The following is a 22073-nucleotide window of genomic DNA, read 5'->3' as shown; positions in this document are numbered from 1 at the left end:
AGCTCCGTACTGATGGGTAGGGGCTGTGCGGAGGACGTTCGCATCAGCGGCTCCGCCGCGGGTACCGGCGGTAACACATAGGCTGCGCCCGTGGCAGACGATGACGGACCGCGCGAGTACCGCATGGAGGAGCTGGCCGAAAGAGCCGGCATAACCGTGCGCACGCTGCGCTTCTACCGCGAACGCAAGCTGCTCGCACCACCCCGCCGCGAGGGGCGTATCGCCTGGTACGACGAGCACCACCTGGCCCGGCTGCGCACGATCGCGGCGCTGCTGGAACGCGGCCACACCCTGAACGGCATCGCCGAACTGGCGGAGGCCCTGGACCACGGCCGGGACGTCGCCGAACTGCTCGGCGTCGACACCCCCACCGAGGAGGAGCCGGTCCGCCTCACCCCCGAGGAACTCGCCGCCCGCTTCGAGGGCGAGGTCACCCCGGAAAACCTCGCCGCCGCCATGGAACTCGGCTACCTCGGCACCGACGGCGACGACATCGTCCACATCAGCCGCCGCCTCCTGGACGCCTCCTCGGCGCTGGTCCGCGAGGGCTTCCCGCTGGCGGAGGTGCTGGCGGCGGGCCGCAGCGTCCGCGAGCACGCCGACGCGCTCGCCGAACTCTTCGCCCAGCTCGTCCTGCGCCACGGCCCCGAGGAGGACCTGACCCGCCTGCGCCCCCTGGCCCGCAGCGTGGTGGAGGCGGAGATCTCTTTGGCCCTGGACCGCCGCCTGCGGAAGCGCGGCTAGATCGCCGGCCGCAAGGACTCACTCCTTCGAGGTACTTTCCGGGAACTGCTCCTCGGAATGATGTTCGCGCTCCGACAGTGAGATCGAAAGGCCCCGGCGGCTGTGCGACCAGCCCCGGGGTACGGCCGACTCTGCCAGGAGCGTCGACGTGCCCAAGCGTAGTTCTCAAGCAACTCCTCCTGCCCTGTCTCATCTTCGCCGTGCCGAGCGACCAAGAGCTCTCGCCGCGTTGCGCCTCAGCTGTCTCACCAGCGCGACGACCTCGCCGGACCGGCAGCGTGCGGTCATCCGGCTCACCGCCGAACGGCTCGGCTTCGACCTGATGGCCGAGGCCTCGGACCTCGGCATCTCGGCCCGTCGGACAACACCGTTCGAGAGGCCCTCTCTCTCGCCCTGGCTGCTACGGCCGCAGGCGTTCGAAGCGATCATCTGGGCCCACGTGGATCGTGCCGTACGCTCCATGGCCCACATGGTCGAGCTGCTGGCCTGGGGGCGGCGGCACGGGCGGACGTTCGTCTTCGGCATGCCGGAAACCGGTCACCCTCTCGTCGTGACACCACAGGCGGACAGTTCGACGATCCGGCAGTGCATGGACCTCGCCCACGACGCCGAGAAGGAGGCCCGCACCATCTCCGCCCGGCTCAGCAGCAGCCATGAATCACTGCGGGCAGCGGGCCGATACGGCGGCGGCCTGATCCCGTTCGGATACCGGAAGGCACCGCATCCCTCAGGCAGCGGGTGGTGTCTGGCCCCCGACCCCGAGTCCGTCACCGTCGTTCACATGATCGTGGCCGCCGTGCACGAGGGACGCTCCCTGATCGCCATCGCACGCGAACTGAACGACTCGGAGGTACCGGTGCCCCGCGACCGACACGCCCAGCTCCAGGGCCGCCCGACGGGTGGGCGTCGGCACGGACGGGAGTTCGAGCGGTTCCGGTGGACGTCGGGGACTCTGTCCAAGGTCCTGCGGAGCCCATCGCTGGCAGGACACCGGACACATGGCGGACAGACGGTCCGCGACGCACACGGCAGCCCGGTACTCGTCGGTCAGCCGTTGCTCTCCGAGCAGGAGTTCCAGGCCTTGCAGGACATCCTGGCGTCCCGCTCCAACGGCACTCGCCGGCCCAGAAGCCGCACAGCCGCCCTGCTCACCGGCATCGCGCACTGCGCAGGCTGCAAGGGGCGCATGTACTTCGCCGCACGCAAGGGCTATCCGTACGGCGACTACATGTGCCGCGCAACTGCGCGCGGCGAAGTCTGCCCCCGTCCCACCGGGATCCGCTCCGACTGGCTCGACGAGTACGCCATGAGGCGCTATCGCGAGGCGTTCGGCACGGACGGTGAGGTGACACGGGAGCAGCTGCTCAGGGACGGGGTGCGCGTCACTGTCGCCAAGGGGCGATCGGGTGGCGGACCGGACCGGTCGGCCGGGCCCGACACCTCACGCCTGACCTTCACCACCGGTGAACGGCCCATGTCACCTCACGTCTCGAAGACCACCGTCACAGGAGCATGATCCGACCACCGCTCCTCATGACTGGCCGCCCGCTCCACGAACGCCTTGACGGCACGGGCGGCCAGTCCAGGGGTCGCGACGGCGAGGTCGATGCGCCATCCTGAATCATTGTCGAAGGCTCGGCCCCGGTACGACCACCAGGTGTACGGCCCCTCCGCCTCCGGATGCAGCGTGCGTACGACGTCGACGTAGCCGCCGTCGGACGGGTCGAGGACGTTGCCCAGCCAGGCGCGTTCCTCCGGCAGGAAGCCGGAGTTCCTGGTGTTGCCGCGCCAGTTCTTCAGGTCGGCCTGCTGGTGGGCGATGTTCCAGTCGCCGCAGACGACGACCTCGCGGCCGTCGGCGGCGGCCCGTTCCCGCAGGTCCTTCAGGTGGGCGAGGAACTCGGTCATGAACCGGACCTTCTCGTCCTGCCGCTCGGTGCCGACCTCGCCGGACGGGAGGTACAGGGAGGCGACGGTGACCCCGGGGAGGTCGGCCTCGACGTAGCGTCCGCTCGCGTCGAACTCGTCCGAGCCGAAACCGATCCGCACCCGGTCCGGCTCACGCCGGGTGTACAGGGAGACGCCCGCACGCCCCTTGGCGGCCGCGGGAGCGTGCACGACATGCCAGCCGCCGGGCGCGCGCACCTCCTCCGGGAGCTGCTGCGGTTCCGCGCGCACCTCCTGGAGGCAGAGCACGTCCGCGGAGGTCTCCGCGAGCCACTCCACGAAGCCCTTCTTGGCGGCGGCCCGCAGTCCGTTCACGTTCACCGAGGTCACAGTCAGCACGCGGGAACGATACCGGCACACTGGACGGAGTCCCGTCCGCCCACCGCGCCGCCCGACGGCCGCCTGCACGAATATACGATGCCTCACATGGATATACGCCGCGTTGCCTTCGACCACCCCGACGCCGTCAAGCTGAACGACGAGGTCCAGGCCGAGTACCACGTCCGCTACGGCGACGGCGGCGACGCCACAGCCCTCGACTCGTCCGACTTCGCACCGCCGAACGGGGTCTACCTGATCGCGTACGACGAGTCCGACCGCCCGGTGGCCACCGGCGGCTGGCGCAGCCAGGACGCGAACGGCGAGGGCAACGAGGACGGCGACGCCGAGCTCAAGCGCATGTTCGTCATCGAGCAGATGCGCGGCCGGGGCCTGGCCCGCCGGATCCTCACCGCCCTGGAGGACGACGCCCGCGCGGCCGGCCGGCTGCGCATGGTGCTGGAGACCGGCACCAAGCAGCCGGAGGCCATCGCCCTGTACACCTCCAGCGGCTACGCCCCGTGCACCAAGTTCGGCTACTACCGCCACCACGAGTCGAGCCGCTGCTACGCGAAGACCCTGCGCGGCGATCTGTAGCAGGAGCGTCAGGCGGTGGTCACCGCCGTTGCGGACGGTGCCGTCGAGGTCACGCCAACGGGGGCCGCGCAAGGGCGGTTTGGGGATCACGGCGCGGCCCGCAATCGGCGGTGGTGCGGCGGGGCGCCACAGAGCATCACGGTTCATCGGCCGGTCGAGGGCAACTGCCGTGGAACGGGGCACGGTCCGTCGCAGGGCCGGCGGTACGGCGTCCCGGCCGTCGAGGACCACGGCCGGTGCGGCGGGCCGACGGGCGCCGGCCGGTTCGAACTCGCCCCGGAAACGACGAAGATCCCGACCGATCATGAAGATCGGCGGGATCTCGTCAACCGCTCCCGAGCGAACTCGAGAACAGCTGTGCAGTGGACCTGAGGGGATTTGAACCCCTGGCCCCCTCGATGCGAACGAGGTGCGCTACCGGACTGCGCCACAGGCCCTTGCAACGAGTGAAACTCTAGCATCCCGTTCGGGGTGCTTGGAAATCCGTTCCCTGACTGGTCAGGACCGCGGTCCCGAGGGTCTCCCGGGACCGCCGCGGATCACTCGTTGGCCGCGCGCGGGCGCCCGCCGTCCTCGTACTGGTCGAAGAGCGGCGTGCGGCCGCGCTCCCGTGCCCGGCGGGCGGACGCCGCCCGGCGCGCGTCGGTGCGGCCGTCGGCCTCGGCCGGCCGGTCGTCCTCGGCGGCGGGCTCGTGCGCCTCGGCCTCCGGCGCCGCCGGCCTCGCCTCCTGCTCCGGTGCGACGGAGCTGGACCGCGCCGAGCTCCACGCGTCGGGCGCCCCGAGGTCCACGTCGGAGGTGGCGCGCGGCGCGACCGGCGCGGTCACGTACGTCGGCAGGGGCACCGGCACCGGGTCCCAGCTGTCGCCCTGTCCGGGCTTGCGCTGCCGCTCCCGCTGCTGGTCGACCCACTCGGCGTGGTCGGTCTGCTCCACCAGGGCGCGCCGGTCCGCGGCGAGCGCGGACAGTCCGGGGTCGGTCCCGGCCGCCGGGCCCTCGTCCGGTTCGTCGGCGACCACGCCGGGGTCGAGGGGCGCGCGCCGCCGCGGCTGCCGTTCACGCAATCGCTGTGCGGCGGCCTCGGCCTGACGCCGGTCCATCTGGTAGGCGAAGCGGCGCCGTTCCTGGGTGCGCAGGTAGGCGATGTACGTGCTGAGCATCACGGCGGGCACACCGGGCGCCCACAGGAAGGCCAGTCCGCCGACGGCGGCGACGATCGCGCCCAGCGTGAAGGCGACGAAGAGCAGCACGGTGGTGCGTCGGCGGCGCGCGAGCGCCTTCGAGCGCTGGGCGCGTGCTGCCGCCGTCTGCGCCGAGGGTGCGCGCCGGGCCGCCGGAACCCGCTTGCGCGCGGAGCCCGGTGCGGAGGCGGATGCCTGGGCCGGAACGGAGGCCGGTGCCTGGGCCGGTGCGGAGGCGGCCGCGCCGCTCCCCTGACGCGCCTGCGCGGCCGGGGAGCCGGCCGTCGGCGCGGCCTGCCGGTCGCGGGCGGGTTCCTGGTGCCCGGGTGTCTCCGGCACCCTCTCCGGCTGGGCGTCCACCCGGACCTGACGGCGGGTCGGAGGCATGGCGAAGGCCCGGACGTCCACCGAGTCGGTGACGGCGTCCGCTTCACCGGCGTCCTGCTCCCCCTCCGAGGCGGAGCGCGCCCTTAGGTCCCTGGCGTACCGACGCTCCATCCCCGCCCGTCCGGACAGCAGCCGGATGGCGGTGCTGAAGCGTTCCGTCGGACGGGCCTCGTTCAGCTCGTCCTGCCTACGGAGCCACATCGGCACCAAGTAGGCGGCCCAGGCCCCGACAATGACTGCGTAGATGAGGCCGCTGCTGCTCACGCCTCACACGGTAGAGGGGTTTGCGTGGGGCCATCTGCCAATTGCGCCGGTGTGTCGCACGATCCGGCTGATATTTCGAGCTTTTTTTGTGACCGATGCGATCACCAGGCCGTCGGAGCCGCGAATTCATTGCCCCGAGACGGTCACCAATCGATCAATTTCGAACACGTATTCCATTTTCCGAGCTAGCCGGGATTCCCCGGGGTGTTCTGCGGATTCCGCGGCCCGTTCGGCCCGCCCGCCGTGCCCGGCGCGTTCGCGGACGCGCTCCGCGCACGTGCCCGCTGCCAGCGGGCGAGCAGCCCGTCGGGCACCTCTTCGGCGGTCAGGGCGAAGACGAGGTGGTCCCGCCAGGCCCCGTCGATGTGGAGATAACGCGGCCGCAGCCCCTCCTCGCGGAATCCGAGTTTCTCCACCACCCGGCGGCTGGGCCGGTTCTCGGGGCGAATGCAGACCTCGATGCGGTGCAGGCCGACGGCGCGGAAACAGTGGTCCACCACGAGCGCGACGGCGGTCGGCATCACCCCGCGGCCGGCCACCGACTGGTCGACCCAGTAACCGACGTGCCCCGAGCACATCGACCCCCAGGTGATCCCGGCGACCGTCAGCTGGCCCACCAGCCGCCCCTGGTACTCGATGACGAAGGGCAGCATGCGGCCCGCGTTCGCCTCGGAACGCAGGTGCCGGACCATCTGCCGGTAGGTCGGACGGTGCGTGACCGGCCCGCTGGGCGTGGGCGGCGGAATGGTCGCCTCCCACGGGCGCAGCCAGTCCCGGTTGCGCCGGTTGACCTCGCGCCAGGCCCGCTGGTCGCGCACTCTTATGGGCCGCAGGACGACATCGCCGTCCACCAGCACCACGGGCCAGGATGGGCTGTTCAGCTCGCACCCCCACTGCCGGTCCCGGGGTGGTCGCCGCCGCGGATCTGGTCGACGGCGTGCGCCAGCAGCGGTTCCAGGACGGCCAGGCCGTCCCGCACCCCGCCGGTGGACCCCGGGAGGTTGACGATCAGTGTCCGGCCCGCCACTCCGGCCAGGCCCCGGGAGAGCGCGGCGGTGGGCACCTTCTCCCGTCCGAACGCCCGGACGGCCTCCGCGATGCCCGGGACCTCGTAGTCGATCACCGCGCGGGTCGCCTCGGGGGTGCGGTCGGTGGGCGAGACACCGGTGCCGCCGGTGGTGACGACGACGTCGTAGCCGGCGTCGGCCGCCGCCCGCAGCTCGGCCCGCACGGGATCCCCGTCGGGCACCACCCGCGGGCCGTCCACGGCGAATCCGAGGCCCGCGAGGCCGGCCGCGACCAGCGGGCCGCCCCGGTCCTCGTAGACTCCGGCGGCGGCCCGGTTGGAGGCGGTCACGACCAGCGCCCGGTACGGGGCACGGCCGGCCGCCGGGGCGCCGGTCACGCCCGGCTCCAGTCGCCCGACTTGCCGCCCGTCTTCTCCTCCACGCGTACGTCCGTGATGACCGCTCCCTTGTCGACCGCCTTCACCATGTCGATCACGGTGAGAGCCGCGACGGAGACCGCCGTCAGGGCCTCCATCTCGACGCCCGTGCGGTCCGTCGTCTTCACGGTGGCCAGGATCTCCACCGCGTCGTCCGCGACCGACAGATCCAGTTTCACACCGGAGACCGACAAGGGGTGGCACAGCGGGATCAGGTCGGGGGTGCGCTTGGCACCCATGATCCCGGCGATGCGCGCGGTGGCCAGGGCGTCGCCCTTGGGAACGCCTTCGCCGCGCAGCAGCTCGACCACGCGGGGCGAGACGAGGACACGTCCGCTCGCGCGGGCGGTGCGCGCGGTCACGTCCTTGCCGGACACGTCGACCATGCGGGCGGCGCCCGCGTCGTCGATGTGCGTCAGACGCTCTGGCACTGGGGGTCCGGGGGTCTCCCCCCGGAAGGGCTCAGTCATGCTGTGTGGCGCTCCCGGTCCGGGCCCGTCGCGGTGCGGCGCTCGGGCCTGCTGTGCGCGACACGGTACCGCCAAGCGGGCGCACTCCACCGGGCAGGACCGCCCGCGGGGGTACCGCCGGGGCGGCCGCTAGCCGAGCAGGACGACCTCGACCTCGTCACCCGGTTCCACGGCCGTCACGTCCTCGGGTACGACGATCAGCGCGTCGGCGCGGGCCAGCGCCGCGACCAGGTGCGAGCCGGCTCCGCCCACGGCGGTGACCTCGCCGTCCGCGTACGCCCCGCGCAGGAACTGCCTGCGCCCCTTCGGGGAGCTCAGCGCCCGGCCGCCGCCGAGCGTGGCCCTGGTGCGGGGGCGGTGGACGTCGGCCAGGCCCATCAGGGTGCGGATGACGGGGCGGACGAACAGCTCGAAGGAGACGTACGACGACACCGGGTTGCCGGGCAGGGCCAGCAGCGGGGTGTGGTCGGGGCCGATGGAGCCGAAGCCCTGGGGTTTGCCGGGCTGCATGGCGAGCTTGCGGAAGTCGATGCCGCCGCCCGCCTCGTCCTCGTCGCCGACGTGCGCCAGCGCCTCCTTGACGACGTCGTACGCGCCCACGCTCACCCCGCCGGTGGTGACCAGGAGGTCGGCGCGGACCAGCTGGTCCTCGATGGTGGAGCGCAGCGTGTCGGCGTCGTCCACGACGGCGCCCACCCGGTAGGCGATGGCGCCCGCGTCCCGCGCGGCGGCGGTCAGGGCGAAGCTGTTGGAGTCGTAGATCTGGCCGGGGCCCAGTGCCTCGCCGGGCTGGACGAGTTCGCTGCCGGTGGACACGACGACCACGCGCGGGCGCGGGCGCACCCGTACCGAGCCGTGGCCGACCGCGGCGAGCAGGGCGATCTGAGGCGGCCCGAGGACGGTGCCCGCCTCCAGGGCGAGGTCGCCCGCCTTCACGTCGCTGCTGCGCGCGCGCACGTGCGCGCGTGCCTCGGCGGGCCGGTGCACGCGCACCTGCCCGCGGGCGCCCTCGGGCGCGAGGCTGCTCGCCCGCATCCCGGTGACCGGCCCCTCGCCGAGTCCGCCGTCGGTCCACTCCACGGGGACGACGGCCTCCGCACCGGGCGGCAGCGGGGCCCCGGTCATGATGCGGGCCGCCTGGCCGGGGCCGACGGGGGTCAGCTCGGCCGCGCCCGCCGCGACGTCCCCGACGACCTCCAGGACGGCCGGGAACTCCTCGCTCGCGCCCGCCACGTCCGTGACCCGCACCGCGTACCCGTCCATGGAGCTGTTGTCGAACGGCGGCAGCGACACAGGCACCGTGACGTCGTCGACCAGGACGCAGCCCTGGGCGTCGAGGAGTTGCAGCTCGATGGGTTCCAGGGGGAGGACGGTCGAGAGGATGTCCTCCAGGTGCTCGTCCACCGACCACAGGTGGTCCTGGCCGGCGGGGCGGGTCGCGGCGCTGCTCAACTCTGCTGCATCTCCTCGGCTACGTAACTGCGAAGCCAGGTCCGGAAGTCCGGGCCCAGGTCTTCACGTTCGCACGCGAGTCTGACAATGGCACGCAGGTAGTCGCCACGGTCTCCGGTGTCATAGCGGCGGCCCTTGAAGACGACGCCGTGCACCGGGCCGCCCACCTTCTCGTCCTGGGCGAGCTGCTGCAGGGCGTCGGTGAGCTGGATCTCGCCGCCGCGGCCCGGCTCGGTGCGCCGCAGTATGTCGAAGATGTGCGGGTCGAGGACGTACCGGCCGATGATCGCGTAGTTGGACGGGGCGTCCGCCGCGTCCGGCTTCTCGACCAGTCCCGTCACCTTGACGACGTCGCCGTCGACGGTGGTCTCGACGGCGGCGGAGCCGTAGAGGTGGATCTGCTCGGGGGCGACCTCCATGAGCGCGATCACGCTGCCGCCGTGCCGCTCCTGGACCTCGATCATGCGCTGGAGCAGCGGGTCGCGGGGGTCGATCAGGTCGTCGCCGAGGAGCACGGCGAAGGGCTCGTGGCCGACGTGCGGGGCCGCGCACAGCACGGCGTGGCCGAGGCCCCTGGGGTCGCCCTGACGGACGTAGTGCATGGTGGCGAGGTCGCTGGACTCCTGCACCTTGGCGAGCCGGTGGGCGTCGCCCTTCTTCTGGAGGGCCGACTCCAGCTCGTAGTTGCGGTCGAAGTGGTCTTCCAGAGGACGCTTGTTGCGTCCGGTGATCATGAGGACGTCGTCGAGCCCCGCCGACACGGCCTCCTCGACCACGTACTGGATCGCCGGCTTGTCGACGACCGGCAGCATCTCCTTGGGAGTGGCCTTGGTGGCCGGCAGGAACCGGGTGCCGAGGCCTGCCGCGGGAATGACAGCCTTGCTGATCCTGGGGTGCGACTGAGTCATGTCCGCAACCTTATCCGGTGCCTTTGCGGAGAATCTGAGTCTCCGGTTAATTGGCACTCATATGACCTGATTGAAGAAGGGTGCGGGAACGACCTGTGGAGCACAGTGAACCCGAGGCCGAGACTGACAAGCCAACATTGCGGCGGGAATTCCTCGGGGTGAGGAACAGGTTGACGACGGATGTCGCCAGGGAGGCGGCAGGCGCGCTGGCCCGGCACGCGCTGGACCTGCCCGCTCTGGCGGGGGCCCGCACGGTGGCCGCGTACGTCTCCGTGGGGAACGAGCCCGGCACCCTCCCCCTGCTGGACGCCCTGCTCACGCGGGGTGTCCGGGTCCTGCTCCCGGTACTGCTGCCGGACAACGACCTGGACTGGGGCGCCTATGCCGGCGAGGGCTCCCTCGCGCGCGTCCAACACGGCGGGAAGATGGCCCTTTTCGAACCCTCGGGTGAACGTCTCGGACCGGACGCCGTGCTCGGCGCGGACGTGGTCCTGCTGCCGGGCCTCGCGGTGGACGGGCGCGGGATGCGCCTGGGGCGCGGCGGTGGGTCGTACGACCGGGTGCTGGCCCGGCTGGCGGGCGCGGGGGCGCACCCCGCGCTCGTGGTGCTGCTCTACGACACGGAGGTCGTCGGGCACCTGCCGGCCGAGGCGCACGACCGGCCCGTGCAGGCGGTCGTGACGCCGTCGGGGGTCCGCCGGTTCACGGACGCCTAGCCGCTCTCGTGCGGAACGGCCCGCCACGCGCGTGCGTGGCGGGCCGTTCCGGGGCGTGCGGTCAACGGGCGGACGGGCTCACGGCTTGAGCACCAGGGTGTCGCTGGTGCTCTTGTCGACCGCCTTGTCCGAGAACGACCAGGGGAGCAGCTCGCCGGCGGCCCACTTGCCCGTCTGGTCGGTGTAGTGGGCGCTGAAGGCGTGCCCGGAGGCCCCGGTCAGGTTGATCCACTTGGACTTGTCGAGGTCGTCGAGGTTGACGACCATCCGCATGGACGGCACCCAGACGACGCCGTAGCCGCCGGCCGCGTTCCAGCCGGTCGCGTTGACCGTGGCCTCGCCGCCGCTCAGCTTCCAGGGGCCGCGGTTGAGGACGTACTTGAGGAAGCCGGGGCCGTCGGTGCCCAGGGTCTGGTTCTTCAGGAACAGCCGGTGCAGCCGGCCCCAGCTCCAGGTGTCGATGTCCTTGCCGAGCTTGGCGGTCAGCTCCCAGCGGGCGTCGATCAGGGCCCGCCGGAACAGCTGGTCCATGTTGTCGGCCTTGGGCCGGGTGCCGGACGCGGGGGTCTTCCACCAGTCGCTGTCGGGCTTCTCCATGAGGGTGCGGACCACCTCGAACCAGCGGTCGCCGCCGTCCGGCTGGGCCTGGTCGGCGTCGCGCTCGCCGCACTCGCGCACCTTGGTGTCGTCGTCCACCGGACCGGTGCTGTCGATCTTGTCGACCCACAGGCACTGGCCCTTGACCCGCAGCTCCTTGGGGAGCTTGTTGCCGAAGGCGAGCTTGAGGATGTTGCGCCAGACCGCGTTGAAGTAGGCGGCGGCCGCGGAGTCGGAGTCCTGGGTGTAGTCCCAGCCCTCCAGGAGCTTCTGGGCCTCGCGCACGTCCTTGTCGTCGAGGTTGATCTTCAGCAGCTTGGGCACCAGCAGCTTGGCGATCTCACTGCTGTTGTCCAGCTGCATCTGGCGCATGTCGTCGGTGGAGATCTTGCCGCCGTCCTTGATCTTCGACTCGATCAGGTCGGTGATGCGCTGGCTGCGGGTGCCGTAGCCCCAGTCCGTGGTGAGCGTGTACGGGTACTTGTCCTTGTCGACGACCGCCTGGTTGGCGGTGACGATGTAGCCGCTCTTCGGGTTGTACTCGTAGGGCAGCTCGTCCTGCTTGATGTAGCCGGTCCACTTGTACTTGGAGTCCCAGCCCGGCGCCGGGATGGAGCCGTCGTCCGCCGAGGAGCGGGTGGGGATCCGGCCCGGCAGGGTGTAGCCGATGTTGTCCTTGGTGTCGGCGTAGACCAGGTTCTGCGAGGGCACGTCGAACTTCGCGGCCGCGTCGCGGAACTCGCTCCAGTCGGACGCCTTGTCGATGGCGAAGACCGCGTCCATGGTGGTGCCCGGGTCCAGGGCGGTCCAGCGCAGGGCGATGCCGTAGCCGTCGCCGCGGTCGGGTGCGGCGGTGTCGACGGAGGCCTTCTTGCCGACCTGGACGAGTTCGTCGTCGCGGTCGGAGAGCAGGGGCATGCCGTCGGCGGTCTGGCGGACGACGATCTTCTTGGACGCGCCGCCGGCGACCTTGATGGTCTCCTCGCGCGTGGTGAACGGCTTCGTCTTGCCGTTGTACAGGTAGCCGTCGCCGGAGAGCTTCTCCAGGTAGAGGTCGGTGACGTCGACACCGGAGTTCGTCATGCCCCAGGCGATGTCCGCGTTGTGGCCGATGATCACACCGGGCATCCCGGCGAAGGTGTAGCCGGTGACGTCGTACTGGCACTTGCTGGAGACCGTGACGCAGTGCAGACCCATCTGGTACCAGACGGACGGCAGCGAGGCCGACAGGTGCGGGTCGTTGGCGAGCAGCGGCTTGCCCGTGATGGTGTACTTGCCCCCGACGACCCAGGAGTTGGAGCCGATGCCCTGGCCGTTCACACCGACGGCCGTGGGGACGTCGTCCAGGACGTTGTAGAGGCCCGCCAGCTGGCTCGTGAGCGCCGAACCGGTGGACGAGGAGGCCGAGGAGGAGCCGGTGCCGGTGGAGGCCCCTGAGCCGCTCGTGGACCCGCTCTGCTGGAACGTCCGGGTGAGCTCGTCGTACTGGCCCTCCTGGACGATCGCCTTGTTGCGGCTGTACGGGTAGTCCGGGTACAGGTCCTTGATCTGCTGCGGGCCCAGGCGGCTGGTCATCAGGGCGCGGTCGATCTCGTCCTGCATGTTGCCGCGCAGGTCCCAGGCCATCGCCTTCAGCCAGGAGACCGAGTCGACCGGGGTCCACTGCCCGGGCTTGTAGTCGTTGGTGAAGCCGAGGGCCGCGTACTCCAGGGAGATGTCCTTGCCGTCCTTGCCGGCGAGGTAGGCGTTGACCCCCTTGGAGTAGGCCTGGAGGTACTTCTTCGTGGAGTCCGACAGCTTGGTGTCGTACTCCTCCTTCGCGACCCGGTCCCAGCCCAGGGTGCGCAGGAACTCGTCGTTCTTCACCTGCCCCTTGCCGAACATCTCCGACAGGCGCCCGGCCGTCATGTGGCGGCGCACGTCCATCTCGTAGAACCGGTCCTGCGCCTGGACGTAGCCCTGCGCCATGAACAGGTCGGCGTCGGTGGACGCGTAGATCTGCGGGATGCCGTTGCCGTCGCGCTTCACGGTGACGGGTCCGGAGAGCCCTTGCAGGGTGATCGACCCCTTGGTCTGCGGGAAGGAGGCGCGGACCGTGCTGATCGACCAGTAGGCCCCAAAGGCGATGCCTCCGATGACGGCCAGGACGAGCACCAGCACGATCAGGCGGGCTTTGCGCCCCTTCTTCCGGCCGGACTTGCCGGGCTTGTCACCCGATGTGGCGGTGGTGTTGGGGGGCATCGCTGTCCTTGCTGTCCTAACGCGAGCGGCAGGCGGGCTTGTGCATTTGACTGAGCGCTGGAGCAACCATAGGCGCAGGGCCCCGAGCCACTTGACGCGGAGTCGGGTACCGGCGCGCACGGGCGTTCGATCTTGCCTCGGTAAGCGTCAAGAAAGCGTCAAGAGTTAGGTAAGGTAACGAAGTACTTGGGTGCGGAGTACCGCAGCCTCGGTCCTGTGCACGTGCGCTCCGCGTCGCCCGCGCGTGAGCCAAGGAAGGGAACCGCCGCTGACCGTCCACCACCTCAACCAGCTCCTGCTCGTCTGCTCCCTGGTCCTGCTGGTCGCCGTCGCGGCCGTGCGGATCTCCTCACGCAGCGGGCTCCCCAGCCTGCTCGTGTACCTGGGGATCGGCGTCCTCATGGGTCAGGACGGCATCGGGAACATCCACTTCAGCAATGCCGAGCTCACCCAGGTCATCGGCTACGCGGCCCTGGTCGTGATCCTGGCCGAGGGCGGCCTCGGCACGAAGTGGAAGGAGGTCGAACCCGTCCTGGCGTCCGCCACCATGCTGGCCCTGGTCGGGGTCGGGGTGAGCGTCGGCGTCACCGCCGCGGGCGCGCACTACCTGGTCGGGCTGGAGTGGCGCCAGGCGCTCATCATCGGGGCGGTGGTGTCCTCGACGGACGCCGCGGCGGTGTTCTCGGTGCTCCGGCGCATCCCGCTGCCCGCGCGCGTGACGGGCACCCTGGAGGCCGAGTCCGGCTTCAACGACGCCCCGGTGGTCATCCTGGTCGTCGCCTTCTCCACCGCGGGACCGGTCGAGCACTGGTACGTCCTGCTGGGCGAGATAGCAACCGAACTGGCCATCGGCGCCGCCCTCGGGCTCGCGGTCGGCTGGCTGGGCTCCTGGGGCCTGCGGCACGTCGCGCTGCCCGCCTCCGGCCTCTACCCGATCGCCGTGATGGCCATCGCGGTCACCGCGTACGCCGCCGGCGCGCTGGCGCACGGCAGCGGCTTCCTCGCCGTCTACCTGGCCTCCATGGTGCTCGGCAACGCCAGGCTGCCGCACTGGCCCGCCACCCGCGGGTTCGCCGAGGGGCTCGGCTGGATCGCCCAGATCGGCATGTTCGTCCTGCTCGGCCTGCTGGTCACCCCGCACGAACTCGGCGACGACTTCCTGCCCGCCCTGGTCATCGGACTGGTGCTCACCATGGTGGCGCGGCCGCTGAGCGCCGTCGTCAGCCTCGCGCCGTTCCGCGTGCCCTGGGGCGAGCAGACGCTGATGTCCTGGGCCGGGCTGCGCGGCGCCGTGCCCATCATCCTGGCGACGATCCCCATGGTGAACGGCGTCGACGCCAGCCACCGCATCTTCAACATCGTCTTCGTCCTGGTCGTCGTCTACACGCTCGTCCAGGGGCCGACCCTGCCCTGGCTGGCGCGCAAGCTGCGGCTCGGCGAGGGCCCGGAGGCCGCCGACCTCGGCATCGAGTCCGCGCCCCTGGAGCGGCTGAGCGGGCATCTGCTGTCCGTCTCGATCCCCGAGGGCTCCCTGATGCACGGCGTCGAGGTCAACGAGCTGCGGCTGCCCGCCGGGGCCGCCGTCACCCTGGTCGTCCGCGAAGGAAAATCGTTTGTCCCGCTGCCCACGACGGTGCTGCGGCGCGGCGACGAACTCCTCGTGGTCGCCACCGACCCGGTGCGGGACGCCGCGGAGCACCGGCTGCGCGCGGTCGGGCACGGCGGCAAGCTGGCCGGCTGGCTGGGCACGGACGTGCGTTAAGGGCGCGTTTCGGTATGTTCACACCCCCGCCAATGCCAGGCGAACGCACGGTGTGGTGCCCGTTTTCACAGGTGGACGGCGCCCCTGCCCCTGTAGGATGAAAGCACCCTGATCGAACCAACTCTGCCTGACGCAGAGCTGGCGCGACCGTATGGCGGCCGGGATCGCTCTTCGCAGCGCGCGCCGGTATCTACCGCAGTTCCGCGCAAGAGGACAGCTCTCGGCGACGCCCCCCCGATCCGGAGGGGCCGCGCTACCAGGTGGCAGAAAGGCACGGGCCGTGGCATCCACGGTCACCACCGAGCCGTCGGACACCTCGGCGGCGCCGTCCCGCCCGGGCTACGGACAGCTTCTGCGCACCCGCGGCGCCTGGACGTTCCTGCTCCCCGGTTTCGCGGCACGCCAGCCGTTCGCCATGCTCACCATCTCCATCGTGCTGCTCGTGCAGCACACCACCGGCTCCTACGGCGCCGCCGGCGCCGCTGCCGCCGTCACCGGCGTCTCCATGGCGCTGTTCGCCCCTTACAGCGGCCGGCTGGCCGACCGCCACGGCCAGCGCGCGGTGCTGCTCCCCGGCGTCCTCGTGCACACCCTGTCGGGCCTCGCCCTGACGGCGCTCGCGCTGGCACACGCGCCCCTGTGGGCACTGTTCGCGGCGGCCGTGCCGACCGGTGCCTCGGTGCCGCAGGTCGGCCCCATGGTGCGGGCCCGCTGGGGCGTGAAGCTCCAGGACTCGCCCCTGATGTCCACCGCGGCGGCCTTCGAGTCCGTCACCGACGAGCTCACCTTCGTGTTCGGCCCGCTGCTCGCGACCGCCCTGTGCACCACCGTGACCCCGGCCGCCGGCCTGGTCACCGAGGCCGCGCTGACACTGGTCGGCGGTCTGCTGTTCGCCGCCCAGAAGGGCACCCAGCCCCAGGTGACCGGCGCCGGCCACGCGCGCGTGCGGCACGCCTCCGCGCTGCGCGTCCCGGGCGTGCGCGTGCTGGTCGTGACCTTCCTCGGCATCGGCTCCGTCTTCGGCGGCATGCAGGTCTCCCTGGCGGCGTTCACCGAGTCGATCGGCGAGCCCGGCCTGAACGGCGTCCTGTACGGCACCTTCGCCGCGGGCAACATGCTCTCGGGCATCGTCTGCGGCGCGATCGCCTGGAGGGCCGCACCGCACCGGCGGCTGGTCGTCGGCTACGCGGCGCTCGCGCTGACCGCCTCGGCCCTGTGGACCTCCCACTCGGTGCTCGTGCTGGCCGGTCTCGGACTGCTGGTCGGCATGTGCATCGCGCCCGCCCTGATCACCGGCTACACGCTGGTCGAGGGCCTGGTCCCGGCCGGCGCCCGCACCGAGGCGTTCACCTGGCTGACCGGCGCGGTGGCGCTCGGCCAGGCGGCCGCCGTCACGGTCGCCGGACAGCTGGAGGACCGGCTGTGGGGCGGCGCCGGATTCCTGGTGCCGATGGCCGGCACCCTGCTCGCCCTGGCGACCCTGCTGGCGCTGCGCTCACGGCTGGTCGCCCCGCCCCGGAACCGTACCGTCGCACGTGGCGTCGGTCACCGCGTGCCGATGACGGTGGACTGATCCTCAGGAATACGTCACTATGGACCGTCGTTAGCACTCATCGAGTGAGAGTGCCAGGAGGAAGACAGTGCCGACCTACCAGTACCAGTGCACCGAGTGCGGCGAGGGCCTCGAGGCGGTGCAGAAGTTCACCGACGACGCCCTGACCGAGTGCCCCAACTGCGGTGGCCGCCTGAAGAAGGTGTTCTCCGCGGTCGGCATCGTCTTCAAGGGCTCCGGCTTCTACCGCAACGACAGCCGCGGCTCCTCGTCGAGCAGCAGCCCCGCGGCGAAGTCGTCCGGCGCCGGGTCGTCCGAGTCGAAGACGTCGTCCTCGACGGGCTCCGGCTCGTCCGAGTCGAAGTCGTCGTCGTCCTCGGCGTCCTCCTCCGGTTCCGCGAGCACCTCCGCGGCCTGAGAAAGCTTCTCTCGGACCCCGCTGTCGGCCGACGGCGGGGTCCGAGACGTTCCCTGGGCGTTCCCTGGGCGTTCCCGTGGGCGGTTAGGGTGCTGGGCATGGTGAACGCAGAGATCGGTGTGATCGGCGGTTCCGGCTTCTACTCGTTCCTCGACGACGTGACCGAGGTCCGGGTCGACACCCCCTACGGGCCGCCCAGCGACTCCCTCTTCCTAGGCGAGATCGCCGGACGCCGGGTCGCCTTCCTGCCCCGGCACGGCCGCGGCCACCATCTGCCGCCGCACCGGATCAACTACCGCGCCAACCTGTGGGCCCTGCGCTCCGTCGGGGTGCGCCAGGTGCTCGGACCGTGCGCGGTGGGCGGTCTGCGCCCCGAGTACGGTCCGGGCACGCTGCTCGTGCCGGACCAGCTGGTGGACCGTACGAAGTCGCGGGCACAGTCGTACTTCGACGGGCTGCCGCTGCCCGACGGCGGGGTGCCGAACGTGGTGCACGTGTCCCTGGCCGACCCGTACTGCCCCGCCGGCCGGGCGGCCGCGCTGAAGGCGGCCCGGGGCCGGGACTGGGAGCCGGTGGACGGCGGCACGCTGGTCGTGATCGAGGGACCGCGCTTCTCGACCCGCGCCGAATCGCTGTGGCACCAGGCGCAGGGCTGGTCCGTGGTGGGCATGACCGGCCACCCCGAGGCGGCGCTCGCCCGTGAACTGGAGCTCTGCTACACGTCGTTGACGCTGGTCACCGACCTGGACGCGGGCGCGGAGACCGGCGAGGGCGTCTCGCACGACGAGGTGCTGCGGGTGTTCGCGGCCAACGTGGACCGGCTGCGGGGCGTGCTGTTCGACGCGGTGGCCGCCCTGCCGGAGAACACGGCACGGGACTGCCTGTGCACGAACGCGCTCGGCGGGATGGACCCGGGCTTCCGGCTGCCGTAGCGGTCCGGTTCCGGCTGCCCTGACGGCGCGGTTCCGGCTGCCGTGACGGCGCGGTTCCGGCTGCCGTGACGGCGCGATTCCGGTCGGCGTGGCGGAACGTCCCGTTCGGGTGGCCGAGTTGTCCACAACCAGCCGGTAGCCCACCGGCTCCGACGCGTGTCGGCTCGAGGCCCCATCGTGGCACTGCAAGCCGATCCCTCGTCGCAGGTGGTGTCCCACGTGTCCGTCCCCCCTTCCTTCGCCGTCCCTCCGTCCTTCGCCGTCCCTCCGTCCTTCACCGTCCCTCCGCCGTTCGCCGCCCCTCCGCCGTTCTCCGCCCCGCCGCCCCTTCGTGTGCCGCGCCCGCTGGGTACGGACGCCCCCGCCACCTGCGAGGTCCCCCACTTCGAGCCGGTGCGGGTCCGTGCCGGCCGGTACCGGCCGGCACGGCTGCTGCGGCACCGCGGGCGGGCCCTCGTGGCCGGGCTGGCGGTCACCGCGGCGGCACTCGTCGTGGCCGGGCCCCGCGCCGCCCCGGACACCCCGCACGCCGAGCGGACCCGCGGTCATCCGGCCGCCCGGCCCGTACGACGGCACGCGCCGCCGGTGCACCTGGTGACGGCGCCGGTGCGGATCGCCGACGCGGCCACCGTCCGGCTGCTGCGCCCCGGCGACCGGGTGGACGTCATCGCCGCCGGGGATCCCGCGACGGGCGGGGGCGCCACGGTGATCGCGCGCGGAGTCCGGGTGACCGGACTGCCGGAACCGGCCGAGGGGGCCGCGGAGAGCGGGGCGCTGATCGTGCTCTCGGTCCCGCGCGGCACCGCGGCCCGGCTGGTCGGCGCGAGCACCACGGCACGGCTGGCGGTGACGGTGTGCTGAACAGCCTGAGGAGATTTATGGGCCGAACCCTGCCAAGCCGGTCATTCGAACGACCGGACGGGGCACGAGGGCGGCATGGTGCCGTAGGTTGCGGAAAGTTTTGTTCCACAGCCTGTGCACGCAAGGAGAGTCCCCTAGGTGAGCGCGAAGAAGGAACCGAGTGTCTGGCAGGGCTTCAAGACCTTCCTGATGCGCGGCAACGTCGTCGATCTGGCAGTCGCGGTGGTCATCGGCGCCGCCTTCACGAACATCGTCAACTCGGTGGTGAAGGGGCTCATCAACCCCGTCGTGGGCGCGATCGGCACGAAGAACCTGGACAGCTACAGCTCGTGCCTGAAGCACCCGTGCACGCTGAACGCGGACGGCACGGTGAAGAGCGGTGTCCAGATCATGTGGGGCTCGGTGCTGGGGTCCACGCTGTCCTTCGTGATCACCGCCGCGGTCGTGTACTTCCTGATGGTCCTGCCCATGGCCAAGTACCTGGCCCGGGTGGAGGCCCGCAGGAAGGCGCGCGAGGGCACGCACGAGGTCATCGAGGTGACCGAGCTGGAGGTGCTCAAGCAGATCCGCGACGAGCTGGTCGCGCAGCGGGGCACGGGCCGACAGGAGCGCTGACCGGGGTCTCGCCGGGGCCGGCTCAGAGGTGGTGGGGCGGCTTCTCGTCGAGGAAGCGCCGGAGGTCGGCCGCGGAGTCGCCCGCCGGGCGCTCGCCCCAGCCGCGGTCCGTGTCGTCCGAGGACTGCCGGTCCAGCGGGTCGTCGAAGACCAGCGCGGCCTTGGGGTCACGCGGGTCACGCGGCTCGGACTCGGGCTCGGGGGCGCTGCTCATGCGTCCAGGGTACGGCCCGGCCTGCCGGGCCGGGCCGTCCGCGCCCGCCCCTGCGCGCGAGGCCGGTGCGGATTTCTGCTGTGCTAGGGGCATGACGTCCAGTTCCGCCCCGGCGCCCGCCTCCCCGGGCGCGCCCCAGCCCCAGCGGCCGCTGCGCCGCCTCACCGCCCGCGGGCGCGAGGAGTCGCACCGTGTCTCCTCGCCGCTCGAGCTCTTCTTCGACCTGTGCTTCGTGGTGGCCATCGCCCAGGCGGGCGCGGAGCTGGTGCACGCGGTCGCGTCGGGACACGCGGGCGAGGGCGTCCTGAACTACGCGATGCTGTTCTTCGCCATCTGGTGGGCGTGGATGAACTTCACCTGGTTCGCCTCGGCGTACGACAACGACGACGTGCTCTACCGGGTCGTCACCCTGGTCCAGATCGCCGGCGTGCTGGTGCTGGCGGCGGGCGTCTCGCAGGCGTACGCGGACCACGACTACATGGCGGTCTGGCTCGGCTACGTGATCATGCGGCTGGCGATGGCCTCGCAGTGGCTGCGGGCCGCGCGGGAGACCGAGGGGCCGGAGCGGACCATGGCGCTCCGGTACGCCGGCGGTGTGCTGCTGTGCCAGGTCGGCTGGGCCGGGCTGGTGGTGCTGCCCCAGCACGCGCGGCCGTGGGTGTTCCTGGTGATGGCGATCGCCGAGCTGTGCGTGCCCGTGTACGCCGAGAAGGACCACACCACCTCCTGGCACCCGCACCACATCGCCGAGCGCTTCGGACTGTTCACGATCATCGTGCTCGGCGAGACGATCGCGGCGGCGACGGTCGCCGTGAAGTCGGCGGTGGCCGAGCACTACGCCCTGGCCGAGCTGCTGCCGATCGCGGCGGGCGGTCTGCTGATCGTCTTCTCGGCGTGGTGGATCTACTTCGTGGTGCCGATCCACGGCCATCTGCGTTCCAACAGACAGTCGTTCCTGTGGGGCTACGGCCACTACCTGATCTTCGCGTCGGCGGCCTCGATCGGCGCGGGCCTGGAGGTGGCCGTGGAGGAGGCGGTCGGCAAGGCGCACCTCTCGACGCAGGCCGCGTCGGCGGCGGTGACTCTGCCGACCGCGCTGTACCTGCTCACGGTGTGGGCACTGCACTCGCGGTACTTCAAGGTGGGACTCGCCCAGCAGCTGGTGCTGCCGGTCACGGCGCTGCTGGTGCTCTGCTGCACCTTCCTGGGCGACCGGGCGGTGCCGGCGGCGGGCCTCGTGTCGGCGGCCGCGGTGGCCACGGGCACCGTCCTGACGGCGCGTACGGCGCGTACGGCGGGCCGCGGGCGCCCGGCGGACACCACCGCGGACGCCCCTTGACCGCTCCGCCGGGGTGCCGGGCTGGGCCAGACTGGCCGTCATGACAGTTGACGCATTGACGGACGTGGCCGGACTGCGGGTGGGTCACGCAACCCGCAGCGGCGACGGCTGGCTCACCGGCACCACGGTCGTCCTCGCTCCGGAGGGCGGCGCGGTCGCCGCCGTGGACGTACGCGGCGGTGGGCCGGGCACCAAGGAGACGGACGCGCTGGACCCCCGCAACGTGGTGCAGCGGGCGGAGGCGATCGTGCTCACGGGCGGCAGCGCCTACGGACTCGACGCGGCGTCCGGGGTGATGGCCTGGCTGGCGGAGCGGGGCCGCGGGGTGCGGGTGGGGCCGGACCCGGCGCACGTGGTGCCGGTGGTGCCCGCCGCCTGTGTCTTCGACCTGGGGCGGGGCGGGAACTTCGGGGCCCGGCCGGACGCGGAGCTGGGGCGTGCGGCGGTCGAGGCGGCCGGGGCGAGCACACCGGGGGCGCCGGTCCGCGAGGGGTGCGTGGGGGCCGGTACGGGCGCCGTGGCCGGAGGCTTGAAGGGCGGGGTCGGCAGTGCGAGCGTCGTACTGGACTCCGGGATCACCGTGGGCGCGCTCGTGGTCGCCAACCCGGCCGGAGCGGTGGTGCAGCCGGAGACCGGTGCGCTGTACGGGGAGCTGTTCCAGGGGCGGGTGGAGTATCCCGCGCGAAGTGTGCACGAGGCCGCGCGCCGGCGGCTCGCGGAGGCCGCCGCCAAGAACGCGCCCCCGCTGCTCAACACCACGCTCGCGGTGGTCGCGACGGACGCCGGACTCTCCAAGGCGCAGGCGCAGAAGCTGGCCGGGACGGCACACGACGGGATCGCGCGGGCCGTCCGGCCGGTGCACCTGCTCAATGACGGGGACACCGTCTTCGCGCTGGCGACGGGCGCGCGCCCGCTCGACGACCACCCGCTCGCGCTCAACGAGATCCTCGCGGCCGGCGCGGACCTGGTGACCCGAGCGATCGTGCGGGCCGTCCGGGCCGCCGTGCCGGTGGACGGGCCGGGCGGGACGTGGCCGTCGTACGGCGAGTTGTACGGGAAGCCGCACGGGGAGCCGTACGGGGAGCTGCATGGGGCGCGCTGACTTCGAGGTGTG

General features: G+C 71.9%; 21 protein-coding genes and 1 tRNA gene. 12 read left to right on the top strand and 10 right to left on the bottom strand.

Going from position 1 to position 22073, the window contains the following annotated elements; genetic code table 11:
- Positions 1-123: 123 nt before the first annotated feature.
- Together MB828_RS39690 and MB828_RS39685 are read left to right on the top strand one after the other, a co-directional pair.
- Positions 124-744 carry a MerR family transcriptional regulator gene (locus MB828_RS39690; RefSeq protein ID WP_301652550.1) on the top strand — a complete coding sequence of 207 codons (621 nt, stop codon included), beginning with the start codon at positions 124-126 and terminating at the stop codon, positions 742-744.
- A gap of 229 nt (positions 745-973) precedes the next feature.
- Complete coding sequence (locus MB828_RS39685; RefSeq protein ID WP_301652400.1) at positions 974-2260, top strand: recombinase family protein; 1287 nt, start codon at positions 974-976, stop codon at positions 2258-2260.
- On the opposite strand, the gene MB828_RS39680 is transcribed toward MB828_RS39685, so the two are convergent.
- On the bottom strand, positions 2227-3030 hold the full coding sequence (locus tag MB828_RS39680; protein WP_301652399.1) for an exodeoxyribonuclease III: 804 nt from the start codon (positions 3028-3030) through the stop codon (positions 2227-2229). The two genes, MB828_RS39685 and MB828_RS39680, sit on opposite strands and share 34 nt — an antisense overlap.
- Before the next feature lie 87 nt (positions 3031-3117).
- Between MB828_RS39680 and MB828_RS39675 the strand changes: the two genes are divergently transcribed.
- Positions 3118-3606 (top strand): GNAT family N-acetyltransferase, encoded by a 489-nt coding sequence (locus tag MB828_RS39675; RefSeq protein WP_301652398.1) that lies wholly within the window; start codon positions 3118-3120, stop codon positions 3604-3606.
- Positions 3607-3969: 363 nt separating this feature from the next.
- Here MB828_RS39675 and MB828_RS39670 read toward each other — a convergent pair.
- From MB828_RS39670 to galU, 7 genes are all read right to left on the bottom strand, one after another.
- Positions 3970-4043 (bottom strand) — tRNA-Ala (locus MB828_RS39670).
- Positions 4044-4145: 102 nt separating this feature from the next.
- Positions 4146-5438, bottom strand: coding sequence for a divisome protein SepX/GlpR (sepX, locus tag MB828_RS39665; RefSeq protein WP_301652397.1), 1293 nt, complete (start codon positions 5436-5438; stop codon positions 4146-4148).
- A gap of 185 nt (positions 5439-5623) precedes the next feature.
- Complete coding sequence (locus MB828_RS39660; RefSeq protein ID WP_301652396.1) at positions 5624-6298, bottom strand: GNAT family N-acetyltransferase; 675 nt, start codon at positions 6296-6298, stop codon at positions 5624-5626.
- A gap of 17 nt (positions 6299-6315) precedes the next feature.
- The gene (locus MB828_RS39655; RefSeq protein WP_133027973.1) at positions 6316-6843 is read right to left on the bottom strand and encodes a MogA/MoaB family molybdenum cofactor biosynthesis protein; all 528 of its coding nucleotides are present in this window, start codon (positions 6841-6843) and stop codon (positions 6316-6318) included.
- Entirely contained in the window at positions 6840-7352 is a 513-nt protein-coding gene (gene moaC, locus MB828_RS39650; RefSeq protein WP_133027974.1) for a cyclic pyranopterin monophosphate synthase MoaC, read from the bottom strand. Before moaC ends, MB828_RS39655 begins: the two co-directional genes overlap by 4 nt.
- Positions 7353-7481: 129 nt before the next feature.
- Positions 7482-8804: a molybdotransferase-like divisome protein Glp gene (glp, locus tag MB828_RS39645; protein WP_301652395.1), complete on the bottom strand. Its 1323-nt coding sequence runs from the start codon at positions 8802-8804 to the stop codon at positions 7482-7484.
- Positions 8801-9712, bottom strand: a complete 912-nt coding sequence (galU, locus tag MB828_RS39640) for a UTP--glucose-1-phosphate uridylyltransferase GalU (protein ID WP_133027975.1) — start codon at positions 9710-9712, stop codon at positions 8801-8803. Before galU ends, glp begins: the two co-directional genes overlap by 4 nt.
- 170 nt (positions 9713-9882) lie before the next feature.
- Here galU and MB828_RS39635 point away from each other — a divergent pair, with 170 nt between their 5' ends.
- Positions 9883-10428: a 5-formyltetrahydrofolate cyclo-ligase gene (locus MB828_RS39635; protein WP_301652394.1), complete on the top strand. Its 546-nt coding sequence runs from the start codon at positions 9883-9885 to the stop codon at positions 10426-10428.
- A 78-nt stretch (positions 10429-10506) separates the two neighbouring features.
- Here the strand turns inward: MB828_RS39635 and MB828_RS39630 are convergent, their stop codons facing one another.
- Positions 10507-13266, bottom strand: a complete 2760-nt coding sequence (locus tag MB828_RS39630; protein ID WP_301652393.1) for a penicillin acylase family protein — start codon at positions 13264-13266, stop codon at positions 10507-10509.
- A 244-nt stretch (positions 13267-13510) separates the two neighbouring features.
- On the opposite strand from MB828_RS39630, the gene MB828_RS39625 reads away from it, so the two are divergent.
- The 6 genes from MB828_RS39625 (at position 13511) to mscL (ending at position 19406) form a co-directional block, all read left to right on the top strand.
- The gene (locus MB828_RS39625; protein WP_301652392.1) at positions 13511-15028 is read left to right on the top strand and encodes a potassium/proton antiporter; all 1518 of its coding nucleotides are present in this window, start codon (positions 13511-13513) and stop codon (positions 15026-15028) included.
- Positions 15029-15308: 280 nt separating this feature from the next.
- The gene (locus tag MB828_RS39620; protein ID WP_301652391.1) at positions 15309-16601 is read left to right on the top strand and encodes an MFS transporter; all 1293 of its coding nucleotides are present in this window, start codon (positions 15309-15311) and stop codon (positions 16599-16601) included.
- A gap of 67 nt (positions 16602-16668) precedes the next feature.
- A complete protein-coding gene (locus MB828_RS39615; protein ID WP_301652390.1) occupies positions 16669-16998 on the top strand; it encodes an FmdB family zinc ribbon protein in 330 nt (109 codons plus the stop codon).
- Between the two features lie 98 nt (positions 16999-17096).
- Positions 17097-17930 (top strand): S-methyl-5'-thioadenosine phosphorylase, encoded by an 834-nt coding sequence (locus MB828_RS39610; RefSeq protein ID WP_133027981.1) that lies wholly within the window; start codon positions 17097-17099, stop codon positions 17928-17930.
- Between the two features lie 333 nt (positions 17931-18263).
- Positions 18264-18791 carry a hypothetical protein gene (locus MB828_RS39605; RefSeq protein ID WP_301652549.1) on the top strand — a complete coding sequence of 176 codons (528 nt, stop codon included), beginning with the start codon at positions 18264-18266 and terminating at the stop codon, positions 18789-18791.
- Between the two features lie 138 nt (positions 18792-18929).
- Positions 18930-19406 carry a large conductance mechanosensitive channel protein MscL gene (mscL, locus tag MB828_RS39600; RefSeq protein WP_133027982.1) on the top strand — a complete coding sequence of 159 codons (477 nt, stop codon included), beginning with the start codon at positions 18930-18932 and terminating at the stop codon, positions 19404-19406.
- Positions 19407-19428: 22 nt separating this feature from the next.
- Here mscL and MB828_RS39595 read toward each other — a convergent pair whose 3' ends face one another.
- Entirely contained in the window at positions 19429-19620 is a 192-nt protein-coding gene (locus MB828_RS39595) for a hypothetical protein (RefSeq protein WP_301652389.1), read from the bottom strand.
- A gap of 91 nt (positions 19621-19711) precedes the next feature.
- Between MB828_RS39595 and MB828_RS39590 the strand changes: the two genes are divergently transcribed.
- Positions 19712-20959: a low temperature requirement protein A gene (locus tag MB828_RS39590; protein WP_301652388.1), complete on the top strand. Its 1248-nt coding sequence runs from the start codon at positions 19712-19714 to the stop codon at positions 20957-20959.
- A gap of 40 nt (positions 20960-20999) precedes the next feature.
- On the top strand, positions 21000-22061 hold the full coding sequence (locus MB828_RS39585) for a P1 family peptidase (RefSeq protein ID WP_301652387.1): 1062 nt from the start codon (positions 21000-21002) through the stop codon (positions 22059-22061).
- Positions 22062-22073: the final 12 nt, after the last annotated feature.

Origin of the sequence: Streptomyces arenae, from assembly GCF_022343545.1 — a bacterium.
GTDB lineage: Bacteria > Actinomycetota > Actinomycetes > Streptomycetales > Streptomycetaceae > Streptomyces > Streptomyces humi.
This window is presented reverse-complemented; position numbering and strand designations above follow the sequence as displayed.

Bases quoted from the DNA above. Each gene is read 5' to 3' on its own strand.
- MB828_RS39675 (WP_301652398.1), top strand. From the start codon at position 3,118: ATGGATATACGCCGCGTTGCCTTCGACCACCCCGACGCCGTCAAGCTG.
- MB828_RS39610 (WP_133027981.1), top strand. From the start codon at position 17,097: ATGGTGAACGCAGAGATCGGTGTGATCGGCGGTTCCGGCTTCTACTCG.
- moaC (WP_133027974.1), bottom strand. From the start codon at position 7,352: ATGACTGAGCCCTTCCGGGGGGAGACCCCCGGACCCCCAGTGCCAGAG.
- MB828_RS39585 (WP_301652387.1), top strand. From the start codon at position 21,000: ATGACAGTTGACGCATTGACGGACGTGGCCGGACTGCGGGTGGGTCAC.
- MB828_RS39630 (WP_301652393.1), bottom strand. From the start codon at position 13,266: ATGCCCCCCAACACCACCGCCACATCGGGTGACAAGCCCGGCAAGTCC.
- MB828_RS39595 (WP_301652389.1), bottom strand. From the start codon at position 19,620: ATGAGCAGCGCCCCCGAGCCCGAGTCCGAGCCGCGTGACCCGCGTGAC.
- galU (WP_133027975.1), bottom strand. From the start codon at position 9,712: ATGACTCAGTCGCACCCCAGGATCAGCAAGGCTGTCATTCCCGCGGCA.
- MB828_RS39590 (WP_301652388.1), top strand. From the start codon at position 19,712: ATGACGTCCAGTTCCGCCCCGGCGCCCGCCTCCCCGGGCGCGCCCCAG.
- MB828_RS39690 (WP_301652550.1), top strand. From the start codon at position 124: ATGGAGGAGCTGGCCGAAAGAGCCGGCATAACCGTGCGCACGCTGCGC.